The sequence below is a fragment of the Paenibacillus qinlingensis genome (assembly GCF_013204845.1).
GTDB lineage: Bacteria > Bacillota > Bacilli > Paenibacillales > NBRC-103111 > Paenibacillus_E > Paenibacillus_E qinlingensis.
The window spans coordinates 755,815-770,306 of the sequence record NZ_JABMKY010000001.1; the positions used below are offsets into that span (position 1 = coordinate 755,815).

Below are 14,492 nucleotides of genomic sequence, written 5' to 3' on the forward strand. Positions count from 1 at the left end.
CAAAAATTCGACCCATTTTACATTAGTTTATCTCTTATTTTATAAATTATGGATAAAAACAGTCTTTTTTCTCATAATAAATCCAGTAATTAGAAACTACGCCTACAACACTCGACTTTAACCGTCACAATTACAAGCGTTTCCATGAGTTTATTGCCAGCATATCCATTTTTCCCAACATCATTTCGCTAGGCTAGGTTTGCAATTCCGGGCGTCATCGTTTATATTTTTATCTTGCTGGCTATCCTATTAGCATAGAATTCGGTCATTTTAACAATATAAGTCAGCAGATTAATTATAATGAGGTGCACCCCATGACATTGAAAAAAACAGCTGCAGGGCTTCTTATACTAACTATGGCGGTTACAGGCGCTGCATGTACTTCCAAAGATTCCACAACTACTCCGACACCTGCGGGGACAGCAACAGCAGCTCCACAAGCCACAGCGGCTGTAACGCAGGATGCAACGAACATGAAGGGCTACATTGCAGCAAGAATTGCACGCGAGAAAGTAGATTACTTGTTCGCTGAAGCCAAATCAGCAGACGGCGCTCTTGTGGTAAATCCGATTGCTGCAACAGATAAAGAGTCAGCTAAGAAGTTTCTTTCTAGCTACGTCGATGCCGCGATGCTTGATACGATTGTAAATCATTATGTCACGGATGCGAAGGCTGGTGCGGCATTCCTTACGAACACGAAGTCGTACTTCACTGACAATATTTTAGCGACCAAAAAGGAAGAAATCACGTTTGATAAAGCCAACACACCTGAGCTCGTGAAATTCACAACAAAAGATGGCGTTACGTATACAACGAAAAAAGTAAACGATAAATATCTTCTTTCCGAAGTAAAATAATACTTGTACATGACAATAGCCCAGCCCCTAAGTTATGAGGGCTGGGCTAACTTCATTCATCTCCTGCTAAAGAGCTAAGCATCCGCTTAGCTCTTCTTACTTTATCTATTTCTTAAAATAATTGCTCTCATGGAGCCAATCTGCGATTTGGAACGATCGCAGGATATGATTCTTCTCCGCATCCTGCGCCTCGCCAACCAGCGTACCATTATTAAGAATAGTGAAATTCCGATTCGTATTCACAAGGATTTTGCCCATCGCAGTTGACTCGAATTTCGCTTTATCTACCCCCATCAGATACGCCAGTGTAGGTAAGGTATCGACCTGCCCTCCGATGGTGGGAATCTTCTCACCTTGCATGCCTTTACTGTAAATAATGAACGGAAGCTGCAGCGAATGCGTTCTCCAGGCTTCATTTTCCAAGGAGGGGATTGCGTCAACTTGATCTTGATAGTACTTATGCACACCGGTATGATCGCCATAAATCGCAACAACCGATTGATCTAACACACCTAATTGATCCAACTTGTCTAGGAATGCTCCAATCTGCTTATCTGTATAGTTGATTGCTTGAAAGTAGGCCCCCATGATCGTCTTATCCAAATTCGGATCTACATGCAGCTGCCTTGTTTTCTCAGGTAAATCGAATGGTCCATGACTAGACAATGTAATGACGTGCAGCATGAACGGGGATTGGACATTCGCCATTTTGTCCCCAAGCTGTCGGAGATAAGACTCATCAGACAAACCAAGGCCGACGGTATCGTCTTCCTTGTACTTCCGCAAATCCCAACTCGTTTGGTACCCGATATTGTGATGTGCTTCGACCCAGTTCCAGCTTCCCGCGGGTTCCGAATGCGTAGAAATCGTCTGGTAGCCCATACCTTCCATCAACTTGGGCAATGAATTGTACGTATTCGTCGGATACCGAAAGAAATTCGCACCCGATCGAATAGGGAACACGGATGTCGTCGTCAACAAATCACTATCTGAACTCGTCCCATTATTAACCTGCTCGTAGAAATTGTTGAAATATATACTATTTCCTAGTAGACGGTTTAGATTAGGTGTAATTTCCTGTCCATTGACCTTTTCACCAATAACAAAGTTCTCAAGTGATTCTACCTGAATTACAATCAGATTTTTCCCTTGAAACTTCCCTTTGTAGCTGTTATCCGGTAAACCTTCTGCATTCCCTTTAAGCCAATCTTGTACCTCTGTTCGTTCTTGATCATCAAGCTTGATGTTACTGGATGCACCGAACAGTCGTATCCCATCATACAGATGATAGCCAATGGGTGACATATCTGACATGGATTGAAAAGGAGCCCAGCTAAGATTAAAAAACATCATCTCGCCTTTCGTCGTATTCTTCACATCGATACGATAATGCTCGTAGGAAACAATGCCCACAGCAAGGACAATCAGCAGCAATGCCAGAAGAGGCTGCCTTTTGTTTTCACGTCGACGCGATAGAATCGGCGTGTTTCGATAGCGGAAAAGCGCAACCGCAGCAATTAACACGAGATCCACAAACAACCATAAATCAAACGGACGAATAAATGTCCAAAGATTATAATCGAGTGGATTAAATCCATTGGGATGAGCTAGGAAGCGAAGCGATAGAAATGCTGCGTAGGCTCTGTAATACACTAAATCGCAAAACAACAATAAACTGAACAGCACCTGTATCCCGATCAAATAGTTGCGACGGCCTCGTTTTTTGAAGAATAGTCCAACAGCGACGACAAATACAATGAACATAAGATGCGACATGACGGGTGGAATGGTGAAATACATTTTACCAATATTAATCCCCGCCGTATCTGGTGCATGAAGAGCTGCCAGCAAAAGCTGTGACTTCCATAGTATTGCAAAGAACGTATACATGGTCAGCTTCTCGCTGCTCACGATTAATCGTAGTACATGCCCGATCGTGGTGCGGAAGGTCTTTCTTCTATAGGATGATAATTGCAGCAAAAACGGTTCACCTCATACTTCTTGATTTCAAGCCGATTTTCCCATTTTAACACAAGTTACTTATGTATGTTGCTTACAAATATTGCAATCTAGCGACAAGCAAGGGGCAAAAAGCTATTCTTCGTAAAGAAAAAGAACCTGAGACGAGTGCCCCAAGGTTCTTTCAAATGGTACGTTCTCTCACAATTCAAATCATCACTTGATATAAGTTAACAAATTATAGATCAGAACTGCAGCCTGTGCACGATTCGTCGTCTCCTTAGGAAACACCTGATTGGCGTAGCCATGGACCAGCCCTATTTGGACCAGCGTAGCAACACTTGTGAATGCGTAATCAGCTATCAACGGGACGTCTTCAAAAAGGGTTAAATCCGATTGATCTCCGACAAGAGTGAGATGATTGGAGGCGCGTAATGCTCGATCTGTCAGCACCATCATATCCTCTCTCGTAATGGAATCTTTGGGATGAAACTGATTCGCTTCGTTTCCTTGCACGATACCCAAACCTCTTGCAACAGCTACAGGCTGAGCATAATAAACGTTAGCATCAATATCATCAAATGGTTGGCCGCCAGTCCCCTTTAAGCCAAGAGCTCTCATCAATAGCACCAGGAAGTCCGCACGCGTCACCGCCGAATCAGGACTGAATTGTCTCTCGCCAGTGCCATTCACGATGCCTTTGGAAGCCAAATCCTCAATCGCCTCCACAGCCCAATCAAAGGAATCAAGATCATCGAACGTATAGGGATGATGTATCGTAAGTGTGGATTTCGCATTCGTTTGCTTGGTGACACTACCAAGCTTGGAATCTACAATCTTCACACTGCTTAGTGTGAGTTCATTGTTCCCATTCTGGACCGCTTGAAAATGCAACTTGAATAGGGATTGTTCACCTTCTAATCCTTTCCCTTTTCCAACCTTTGTATGCGCTAGCTGAATATGTGAGTCCTTCACAATGGGTGGAACAGAGAACCCAGGTGCATCGGATTTGGCATCTATGAATTTTAACCTTGTAGGATCATACTCCATATTAATTTCGAAAGCATAGACGTCAATTAACTGATGTCCTGTAATGAGAACTTCAATGGTGTCGCCATAATTCGGCATTTGTGATGAAACCTTCATCGTAAATGTGCCTGACTCCTCGGCCTCAGAGGCCCAACTGGTTGTAGGAAGAATCCAACTTAATAAGAATACGAGTACGAAGCTTAGTTTCATCCATTTTCGCAAAACCATGTTCGATTTCCTCCCTCGGCAATCAGCAATCAGCACGCAATAATAAGAACTCAGAACGTTATGTTTGTCCCTGAAAATTAAAGATCGCCCGCTATGAAACTATACGAAATGTATCATAACGGGCGATGTGCGTCCTGCTTAACCTTGCTTACACCTAATTAGAAGCTTCATCATTACTGCATTACTGTTGCAGAATACGTTGTGCGACAGCAGCCAAATCAACCAGATCCACTTTGCCATCCCTGTTGAAATCAGCTTTCTTGAATTGTGCCCAATCTGTATCAGCGGATGTTTTGCCGTAAGCCGCTGCGACATTTGCCAAATCTATGACGGAGAGGATACCATCATTATTCAGATCTCCTGGGTCGCCAACGTATTTCAGCGAGTCAAAGACATCTAAGGCTTGTTGCAGATTCGCTAACGCTTGCGTCACTTGTGGTTTCGTCACAGCTGGATTCGCAGCAACACTTCTTGCAGCGTCGATCGCAGCTTGCAGCGCAGCTTTCGCTCCTGGTGCGTATTGACCACTGCTATATCCTTCTGTAGCCCCATCATGCAAGGATTGCGCAGCCCCAATCTTCCCATTCAAGATCGACAGATCGACAATCGCTTTCACCAGAATCACTTCAGAAGCTGAGCCCAAGTTCGTTGCTGTCTGCAAATCTGCGAGGGCAAGACTGTCTAATACAATCGTTGTCGACACATCATCACTCGGGGTTAACGCTTTCCAGTGAAGTGTGATCAACGGTCCGTTGACATCACCACTTGCCAAATTCGCTGTCAGAATGCGTATATGTCCCCCTCCAACCTTTTGACCAATGATCGTAATGGCAGGATTTAAAGATTCCACCGAGTCAAATTCAAGCAATCCTGCGTCATAAGACAATTGAATATCTTGCGCATACACGCTGGAAACGACATCAGACAAACTGATTGTCGTGTCAAAAGATTGCGCGCTTGTGACTGTTGTAGGTCCCACTATTGAAGCTGATGGCGGTACGGAACCGTACACTCTCACCTCGTGCACAGACCACCAACTGGAGTTTGTTCCGGTTTGAACCACCTTGAAATACCTTGCCACCTGTGGAGCAAAATCAATGGAGATAAGCCTATTGCTTCCCACTCCGGTCGCGATCGGACTCCCCCAAGTCACACCATCATTGGATACGTATAACGCATATCCGCGTGCATAATCATTATTGCTGCCTGTGGAATCCAACTCAATGTTGTTGATACTCGTGGGTACCTTCATGTCAATGGTAAACGATTGCTCAGGCGAAGGAGACATTGGTTTACCCGCACTCCAACGCGTCCCCATATCGCCATCAATGAGGCGTGCCGCTGGATCTGCTGATGTCGAAGTTGCTGTCCATGCGGAGCGATCCAAGGCTCTCTTAGGCGTTGTTACACTTAACGCCGCACTAAACGCGGAAGTGTTATTTCCGCCATCTTTGGCTTTTACTGTATAGCTGTAAGTTGTCAGCGGTTTTACCGTTGTATCCAGATACTCAGCCGTTGTTGTGTGGCCAATGAGCGTCCCATCCCGGTAAACATCATACCCTGTGACATTGAGATTATCGGTCGATGCGGTCCATCCAATTTTGACACGATCATGTGCCGCAGTCTCTTTAAGAACTAAATTAGTAGGCACGCTTGGTGCTTCCGTATCCCCAGTATCTGTCCCATAGAAGTTAATCGTTTGTCTTTGAGCACTACCTGATGTGCCATACACACGACCGCCGATACCATTAATGATGTGTGTGATTTCACTGCCTGCTGTCCCATTTAACCAAATCGTTGTCGCATGATGGATTTTGACACCAGCCGCATTCGGCACTTCGATGGCATTTTCCAGCTTCACCGCTGCATCTCTGAAATAGGAGTACACGCCAAGTCCCCAAGCTTCATGTGTCGTAACGGTATCAGCTACTTTATAAGAGGCATAGCCATTCTTGCTTCCATCCATCCACACCGCTTGATTCGGCACATCATACGGAATCTCTGACTGGTAGAAGTAAACACGACCGCCGTTCCCATTCCATAAGGTTTGATACTCATTATGATGCTCATTAAATAAACCATACAAGGTGACATCATCACCATTCACGATGAGGCCATTGGTCGAAACATTTTCTGTCCATCCGGCACCAGCACCATGATCTGCCCGCCACATCCAGAAGTGATCCCCGATAATGTCATCGCTGTTAATAGTCATTTGTGCTTTATTTTGACCTACAACTGCTCCGCCAGTACGGAAGAATAGATCGTGCAACGAAGTAGGATTCGCAGCGTGATCCAGGGCACTGCCTGTTGGTCCGACTTCTAGGAGCGATGAAGTTGCATTAGGCCCAGCCTCATACAGCAATCCTGCCAACTTTACACCATCCACATCAGCAATCGTCATTGCTGGTTTATCTGTCGTTGGTATCAGCGTTGGCATCCCGATGCCGAGTACAACTGTATTTGCGTTATTGATACGAATTGTATCATCAATGTGATAAATTCCTGGCGTAAACAGCAAATTCTTGCCATTCGCCAATGCAGCATTCATATTCGCAGCACTCGTTGTTGCCGGTACATCCGCGCGAACAATGTAGAATTGATCGATACTAATGGATTCTCCTGGAGTTGCACCATTCGCCCAGCTAGCCCCTTGCGTATTCTGAGACAGTGATGGCACGAATACTTGGTATTCATTCGCGTTGTTGATATAGAGATACGGCTTCTCTCTTATGACTGGCGTGTTCTCCACCACTGTATAAGGCGGATCCGGGAAGTTCCCTGTTGGGGTATTCTTGTCACCCACGAACACCATGTTCCAAACCCCATTGGACCAACTCGACCACTGACTATTCCGCGAGAACCATTGTTGCTGAGAAGCTGGTGTTACTTGACCATCTACGATAGAGTCCGCCAGGAAGCCGCCACTTGCCCATCCAGCGCCCCATCCAGCATCGAAATCGAACAAATTCAATTTCCCTTTAATATGTAAACGCCTGAGCGGTGCCGCTTGTGAAACCGCGATTTGCGTTGTACCTGCGGAGAAATGAGCCGGCGCAGGCGGTGTATAATTGAAAGTCGGATTAATGCTCAGATTCTCAATCCCCCGCCAGAAGTTACGTGTCGCATTCCCATTATCCCAATCTGCATTCACATTCAGCCCGCCATTGATCAACACATCATCTGGATTTCGTCCAAGTCCTGAAGCTTGTGTATTAAACCCAATAAAGTAATTACCATTATACGTTCCCGGTTTAAAAAGAAAGGCGTCTCTTTCCGTACCAAATTCATTGGACTCCTGTCTTGTGAATACCGCATTCACTGCACTTTGAATATCAGCTGCAGGCATATCAGGATCGAAAACATATACATTAGGACCAAAAATGGATGAATTGGCATCACCGATGGGTGTTGCTGCACTCGAAACACCAGGACTCCACAAACTAAGAACGATTGCCATCATCGATACAGATGAAACCATTTTTTTCAAACTACGCATTGTATACCTCCCTTAGATTAGAAACGATCTATCCTGCTCCACATTCTTTTGGTAAGCGATTACATAATTGCTCCGATCACCCTCTCGTCTTACAAAGTAGGATGCTGACTCGTAGTTGGTATCTCCATCATAGAAAAATACGGCTTTTAATGAAAGCGGTAAACTTAAGAAGATTAGGAGAGTTACTTAAGGTTTTGGGATATTTTAACTATAACGATGACCTTGCCTTATTCTACCTTACTTATGGATATGCTGAAGAATAGCAGGTCGATTTCCGATCATTTTCTACCCTGGTCCTTATCCTGTTCACCTTACGAAACATCCGAAAATCTTTAGAATGAAGTAGAGTCAATCAATCAGGAGGTCGAACATGAAAAAACTAACACTAATCTCTACAGCTTTACTTGCAACAACCGTTCTTGTATCCGCATGTGGAAACGGCGAAGAAGCTGCTCCGGCAGATAAAGGCACTTCCGGTGAGAAAGTAAAGCTTACCATTTGGCACAACTGGTCTGGTCAAGATGCGAAAGCTGTTGCTATGCGTAAAATTCTAGATGATTTCCAAGCTCAGAATAAAGATATCGCTTTGGAGATTGAAGGCCTTCCAACCGACGGTTTGAAAACTCGCTTAAAAACAGTTGCAGCAGCCAATGAAATGCCCGACCTATTCGTCATGTGGCCAGATGCGATGACGAAGGAATTCGTAAGCGGTAACTTGCTTCAACCGATCAATGAGTTCTTGGATAGCAAACCAGAATGGAAAAACAATTTCATTCCAGGCGCTTTGGACGGATATACGGTAGATAACAAAATCTATTCCGTACCTATGAACCTATCTCCAACTTCTTTTATTTACTACAATAAAGCGCTTCTTGATCAATATAAAGTCGCTGTTCCTAAGACTTGGGATGAGCTTATGGCAGCTGTCAAAACGTTCAATGACAACAAAATCATTCCAATCGCACTTGGAAACAAAGCGAACTGGGCTGCACAATCCACGATTTTCAGCGGACTTGCTGATCGGATGACAGGATCTGAATGGTTCCTTAAAGCCGCTAAGCAAGATGGCGTGAAGTTTACAGACCCTGAATTTATTCAATCTTTGAAAAAGCTGCAAGAGCTAAGCAATGCCAAAGCGTTCCAGGATGGCTTTAACAGTATTGATCAAAACCAAATGAGACAACTTTTTTATCAAGGTAAAGCAGCAATGTTCATAGATGGTGGATGGGCAATGGCTGACGTCGTTCAGAATGCACCGAAAGATTTGCTTGCTAACACGCATATCGCTTTACTTCCATCCATCGCGGGTGGAAAAGGTGACCCTCAATCCACTTCTGGTGTTGTTGGAACAGGACTTGGCGTTAGTAAGAAACTTACAGGAGCTAAGAAAGAAGCCGCTCAAAAATTATTCTACGCACTATCTGGTCCCGATGGACAACAAGCAACATTGAACAGCTCCACATTGGTTAGCTACAAAATCGAACTTGATCCTTCAAAAGCAAATCCACTATTCGTTGAACTCAACGATCTGATGAAAACAACGAAAATCACACCGGTTTATGATGCTAAACTAAGCTCCGCTGCAGTAGAAGTTATCAATAACGGACTACAAGAGCTTCTTATGGGTGGAAACGCCGAGGCGATTGCTAAGAAAATTCAAGACTCACAAGCGGCTTCGCTAGGTAAATAATACGTTATCGTACAACCAGCCCTCCACATCCGTGGCAGGGCTGGCTAATTTCATACATGAAGGAAGTGAGATTGATGAATGCTGCTTACGTCCGCAGGTTTGTTATTATGAGCCTTGCCCCTGCGATACTTGTTTATGCCTTATTTGTGTTTGTCCCTGTTATCTGGTCAGGCTATTATAGCTTCTTCGACTGGAAAGGAATTGGTACGGCGAAATTTATCGGTTTGAAAAACTATGTAGAAATTATTCATGATCCTATTTTTTGGACATCCTTAAAGAATAACCTTATTTTTCTTGTTGTTGCTGTGCTCGGCCAGCTGCCGGTTGCCCTCATTCTTGCGATTCTGTTGCATAAAAGCAATGCGCTGCAACGATTCATCCGTTCAGCCGTTTTCGTTCCGATGGTTATGTCCTCAGTCGTTATCGGAATGATCTGGCAATATATTTATCATCCGCAAATCGGTATTCTGAACCTTCTCCTAGAGAAGCTAGGGTTAGAGTCCTGGAAGCTGCAATGGTTATCGGATCCTAAGATTGCCATCTTCGCCTTAGCTCCTCCTCTGATTTGGAGCTTTGTCGGGTTATATCTCATTATTTTCATCTCTGCTTTTCAAAATATTCCTGGTGAAATTCACGATGCCACGCAAATCGATGGCGCTGAAGGAGCACGCAAATTATTCTCCGTTACCCTGCCTATGATGTGGAGTACGGTACAAATTGCCATTATTCTATGTATTTCTGGAAGCTTGAAATCCTTCGATCTCGTGTATGTGATGACGAAGGGCGGACCTGCCCACGCGACAGAGCTGCTCGCTACGTATATGTATAATTCGACGTTTTCCTCATACCGATATGGATTTGGCAGCGCCATTTCGACAACTATCGTCTTGATCTCCCTCATTTTCATTGGGATTAGCCAATGGGCAACAAGCCGTAAATCCAAAGTATAACGAAAGGAGGAAGCTGACAATGTCTTCTATTCCCATTCAAGTAAAATCAACTGTGACAACTCGTAAGTTCTCGCTTCAAGTATGGAAACAAGGCGCATTATGGACATTCTTAACCTTATATGCGATTCTCACGCTTTATCCGTTGTTTTGGCTCGTTATTTCCTCATTTAAAACGAATAGCGAATTCTTTAACCATCCTTTCGGACTGCCCCAAGTATGGAAATTCTCGAATTACGCAACAGCATGGAAAGCATCCAAAATGGGTACGGCTTTTCTCAATTCGGTTATCGTATCGCTTATCTCACTCGCATTTACGCTATTTCTGAGTTCCTTAGCAGCTTATGTATTAGCTAGAATCAAATTCCGCTTCAAGGGCATTATTCTTGCCTTTTTCGTCATCGGGATGTTGATCCCTATTCACAGTACGTTGGTACCTTTGTTTATTCTAATGAAACAAATCGGACTATTGAATACCTACTGGGCCCTCATCTTGCCTTACACCGCTTTCGCATTACCAACGGCCATCTTCGTTCTTACCGCTTATTTGGCTTCCGTACCCAAAGAAATCGAAGAGGCTGCCTATATTGACGGAACGAGGCTCTGGGGGGTATTCTGGCGTATTATGCTGCCTATCTCATTGCCGGCTCTATCCACAGTCGTCATTCTAAGCTTCTTGCATTTCTGGAATGACTTTTCGTTCGCCCTTGTTTTTATTAGCAAAAGCAGTTTAAAAACATTACCGTTAAGCATCGCTAATTTCGCCGATGGCTACCAAACAGACTACGGTTTAACGTTAGCCGCTATGACGATCGCTGTTATTCCGACTATCGCTGTGTACTTGGCCTTCCAAGAGCAAGTTATGAAAGGTATGACCGCGGGAGCTGTAAAAGGCTAATTGACTTCAACGATCCAGACAATGAGTTAGGAGATGACACGTGTTGCGCGAGTGGTTCGGCTATTCTCTACAGCGTAAGCTATCCTTCATTATGCTTGTCACAACATTAATCCCCCTCTTGTTTCTGGGTACTTTCGCTTTTACAACATCTTCGGATATTACCAAAGATAAGGCGCAGCAAGCAGGCTTGAATTCACTCGCTCAAATGGATGCCAAATTTCAATTCATCCTGAAAGATGTTGAGAATATCTCCATTTTCCTCATTGGACAACGGGACATTCAATCGTATTTGAAGAGAACCGATGAAAACCTGGATGCTCAATCGCAAATCCTTGGGTTAATGACGAATCTGGTATACACCAAGGATTACATTTCGAATATCACTATTTATCCCAGCAATAATACGACGCCTCTGTCTACTTCTACCATCTACAACTCGAGTTTGGATCAGGAGATCAATATTAAACAGATTACGGACAAGATGTGGACGGGCTTATATCACATTGAGAATTATTTGGGAAAACGTGATGTATTTTCCTTTATACGACCCATACGAGCTATGAATACCTATCAAACACTGGGTTGGTTATCGATCAGTGTGGATGAACAAGTGCTGTCTCGCATTTGGTCCGTTCCACAGTTAGCCGATGGCTATGGTCAAGTAGCTTTGTTGAATGATCGAAATGAAATCATGTCTTCAACCTCCAAAGGGTGGCTGTCACAAAAAGCCGATAGCGTATTCCCTGGCATTACGGATCGCGTTCGTGGTCATTCTTCCGGTGTATGGACGTCAGGGACCGGGAACACACAGCAGAACATTTTGTTTTACCGAGAACCGATGATCAACTGGACGATTGTTGGCATAATTCCTTCGAAGCTATACAGTGCTCAGAATCGATACATTTTGCAATTAACGGCTGTTGCTGTGGCGCTTTCCGTCCTTACCAATGTGTTTCTCACTATATTCGTTATTCGCAAGGTCACCACGCCTCTCGGGTCGTTAACCCGCTTGTTAACCAAAATCAATCCTGATGAACCCTTACCCCACTATCCCGTTTACACATCAGATGAAATTGGCCGACTTGCTGGCAGCTACAATTTGTTAAGCACACATATCGAAGCTTTGAAAAAACAGCTCATACACAATGAAACACGCAAAAAAGAAGCCGATATGCGCGCATTGCAAGCCCAAATCAATCCGCATTTCCTTTATAACACGCTGTCTTCCATTCATTGGATCGCTTTACTCAATGAAGAGAATCGCATTGCAGAGATGGTCGGTGCCTTAAGTGACTTCTTGCGTTTCAGCTTGAATAAGGGCAAAGAATATTGCAAGGTCTCGCAGGAACTAGCCCATATTCGCAATTATGTGCAGGTTCAATCCATCCGTTTTCCAGATGAATTTACCGTGGACTACGTGGTTGATGCCCGACTAAGTGATTCGTTCATGCTGAAACTGTTGCTTCAACCATTGGTTGAAAATGCAATGATTCATGGCATTCAAATGAAAGAGGAAAGGGGTATCATTTCCATTTATGTCGAGCTGAAGGGTAATTCCATGTATGTCAAAGTAATGGATGATGGCCTTGGAATGACAGAAGAACGGTTGCGCGAGGTCACCGCAAGCTTATATCCTTCTGAGGGCATGGAAGCCAACGATACTAGTTACGGGCTGCGTAATGTGCATGAGCGCTTACAGTTGCATTATGGGCTTGATTCGGGGCTCAAGATTGAGAGCCGATTGAATGAAGGCACTTGTGTGTCATTTGCGATTCCAGTTTTGGAGGATAATCATGAAAATCTTGATCGTTGATGACGAGGTCATCATCCGAACAGGCTTGGCCAAAGTCATTAATTGGAAAGAGATCGGACTCGAGCTGCTTAAACCTGCCGTTTCGGCCGAAGAGGCGCTGCGCCGCATGCCGGAGGAACGTCCGAATATTTTATTAACGGATATCCGAATGAAGCATATGAATGGGTTAGAACTAGCCCTTAAAGCGAAAGAAATCATACCGGATATCGAGACGATTATCTTATCTGGCTACGACGATTTCATGTATACACAGCAAGCGATTCGGCAAGGTGTCAGCGACTATCTCTTGAAATCCAGTCGGCCTGAAGAGATTATGAAAACAGTCCTCCAAGTCAAAAAGCGCATTGAAGATAAATGGAAGCATCTCAATCAGGATCTCTATAAGAACAAAGAAGTGCGTAATCGTTTGTTTGAACGCTGGATTATTGAAGGAGAAACCGCTGCAGTCGATGCAGAGATGCTGCCGGACTACCTAGCTCTCTTATTTCTCTCACGTGAGCATGAACAACCCAAGTTTCAAACCTACGTTGTTACCGCTGAAGGATGGGGAGAAACAGCCGCGGAAATTTCTTTGTTGCTTTTTGCAGTAGACAATATGCTGCACGATATCTTGCATTGTGAAACGTTGATTTACAGGCAGCGTATTGTCGTGGCTCTTCCCAAAACAAGTGCATCCGATTTCTTCGATCATCCCCAATCTGCCAAGCAAAAAATCGAGCGACTGCTCAAATGCAAAGTCAGTATATCCATCGGCGAGGTTGTTCACAAACAATCCGATTTGTATAAATCCTATGTCACGGCGGACTATGCATTTAGCTATAAACATCACCTCGATGAATCTATTCTTATTTATTCGGACATTGTTGAGCGCAAAGGCGGCAAAACGGTCTGTACGCACGAGGAAGAGCTTGAACTCTCTTCAATCCTGCTGGATGACGACTCGGTCGCGTTGAAGAACTGGGTTCAGCGCTATTTGCAATCGGAACTGAGTGACCCGCAAATGACGATCGAATCTCTTGAATCATTGGTCCGTTCGGCTGCGCTCTCCGCTCATCGTTGGCTGGAACGCGTATTAACTGCAACAGGACGTCAAGGCGCACTGGATGATCAGAATATCGCCTTCGTTGTCAAACGGGATATTGTTCTGAAGGATGCGTTATTTCAATATTTATTAACCCTGATGGAGCTTTATCATCACCGATTGGGTAATGGACAAGCCACACATACACAGAAAGCAATGGCCTACATTCATGAGAATTTGGGGAGGGACGTTGGCTTGCAGCAGGTTGCCAAATATGTTCATCTGCATCCGAATCATTTGAGCGAAGTGTTTAAAAAGGAAGCCGGTATTACGTTTGGTGACTATGTGACACGCCAAAAAATTAATCGTGCCATGGAAATTCTAACCGTATCCCCTGCCAAAATAGCCGATGTCGCAAGCTCCGTCGGATTTGAAGATATCAAATATTTCAGCCAAGTGTTTAAGAAATTCACCGGCAAGACGCCGAGTGAGTTCCGGGAGGAAGCAGTCCTTCATCCTGCTGCTCCACCTCCAAAATTTTAACAATATCA

The 14,492-nt window shown here is 44.3% G+C and carries 9 protein-coding genes; 6 read left to right on the forward strand and 3 right to left on the reverse strand.

All coding sequences use genetic code 11. From position 1 onward, the window contains the following. The first annotated feature begins 314 nt into the window (after positions 1–314). Positions 315–857 (forward strand): hypothetical protein, encoded by a 543-nt coding sequence (locus HQN88_RS03540; protein WP_173108824.1) that lies wholly within the window; start codon positions 315–317, stop codon positions 855–857. Between the two features lie 105 nt (positions 858–962). Here HQN88_RS03540 and HQN88_RS03545 read toward each other — a convergent pair whose 3' ends face one another. The 3 genes from HQN88_RS03545 to HQN88_RS03555 all read right to left on the reverse strand — a co-directional run bounded on the left by HQN88_RS03545 (position 963) and on the right by HQN88_RS03555 (position 7,572). After that, positions 963–2,837: an LTA synthase family protein gene (locus HQN88_RS03545; protein WP_173108825.1), complete on the reverse strand. Its 1,875-nt coding sequence runs from the start codon at positions 2,835–2,837 to the stop codon at positions 963–965. Positions 2,838–3,032: 195 nt separating this feature from the next. Next, complete coding sequence (locus tag HQN88_RS03550) at positions 3,033–4,073, reverse strand: S-layer homology domain-containing protein (protein WP_173108826.1); 1,041 nt, start codon at positions 4,071–4,073, stop codon at positions 3,033–3,035. Positions 4,074–4,254: 181 nt separating this feature from the next. After that, the gene (locus HQN88_RS03555) at positions 4,255–7,572 is read right to left on the reverse strand and encodes a discoidin domain-containing protein (RefSeq protein WP_173108827.1); all 3,318 of its coding nucleotides are present in this window, start codon (positions 7,570–7,572) and stop codon (positions 4,255–4,257) included. Positions 7,573–7,942: 370 nt separating this feature from the next. On the opposite strand from HQN88_RS03555, the gene HQN88_RS03560 reads away from it, so the two are divergent. From HQN88_RS03560 to HQN88_RS03580, 5 genes are all read left to right on the forward strand, one after another. Further along, a complete protein-coding gene (locus HQN88_RS03560) occupies positions 7,943–9,262 on the forward strand; it encodes an extracellular solute-binding protein (RefSeq protein WP_173108828.1) in 1,320 nt (439 codons plus the stop codon). A gap of 74 nt (positions 9,263–9,336) precedes the next feature. Further along, positions 9,337–10,212: a carbohydrate ABC transporter permease gene (locus HQN88_RS03565; RefSeq protein ID WP_173108829.1), complete on the forward strand. Its 876-nt coding sequence runs from the start codon at positions 9,337–9,339 to the stop codon at positions 10,210–10,212. Positions 10,213–10,231: 19 nt separating this feature from the next. Next, entirely contained in the window at positions 10,232–11,107 is an 876-nt protein-coding gene (locus HQN88_RS03570; protein ID WP_173108830.1) for a carbohydrate ABC transporter permease, read from the forward strand. A 40-nt stretch (positions 11,108–11,147) separates the two neighbouring features. After that, positions 11,148–12,920 carry a sensor histidine kinase gene (locus HQN88_RS03575; protein WP_337995215.1) on the forward strand — a complete coding sequence of 591 codons (1,773 nt, stop codon included), beginning with the start codon at positions 11,148–11,150 and terminating at the stop codon, positions 12,918–12,920. After that, entirely contained in the window at positions 12,901–14,484 is a 1,584-nt protein-coding gene (locus HQN88_RS03580; RefSeq protein ID WP_173108831.1) for a helix-turn-helix domain-containing protein, read from the forward strand. Before HQN88_RS03575 ends, HQN88_RS03580 begins: the two co-directional genes overlap by 20 nt. The last annotated feature ends 8 nt before the right edge of the window (positions 14,485–14,492 follow it).

What these genes read in the sequence shown, in the direction of transcription:
- HQN88_RS03540 (WP_173108824.1), top strand. Translation starts at nt 315, where the DNA reads ATGACATTGAAAAAAACAGCTGCAGGGCTTCTTATACTAACTATGGCG.
- HQN88_RS03550 (WP_173108826.1), bottom strand. Translation starts at nt 4,073, where the DNA reads ATGGTTTTGCGAAAATGGATGAAACTAAGCTTCGTACTCGTATTCTTA.
- HQN88_RS03555 (WP_173108827.1), bottom strand. Translation starts at nt 7,572, where the DNA reads ATGCGTAGTTTGAAAAAAATGGTTTCATCTGTATCGATGATGGCAATC.
- HQN88_RS03560 (WP_173108828.1), top strand. Translation starts at nt 7,943, where the DNA reads ATGAAAAAACTAACACTAATCTCTACAGCTTTACTTGCAACAACCGTT.
- HQN88_RS03565 (WP_173108829.1), top strand. Translation starts at nt 9,337, where the DNA reads ATGAATGCTGCTTACGTCCGCAGGTTTGTTATTATGAGCCTTGCCCCT.
- HQN88_RS03570 (WP_173108830.1), top strand. Translation starts at nt 10,232, where the DNA reads ATGTCTTCTATTCCCATTCAAGTAAAATCAACTGTGACAACTCGTAAG.
- HQN88_RS03580 (WP_173108831.1), top strand. Translation starts at nt 12,901, where the DNA reads ATGAAAATCTTGATCGTTGATGACGAGGTCATCATCCGAACAGGCTTG.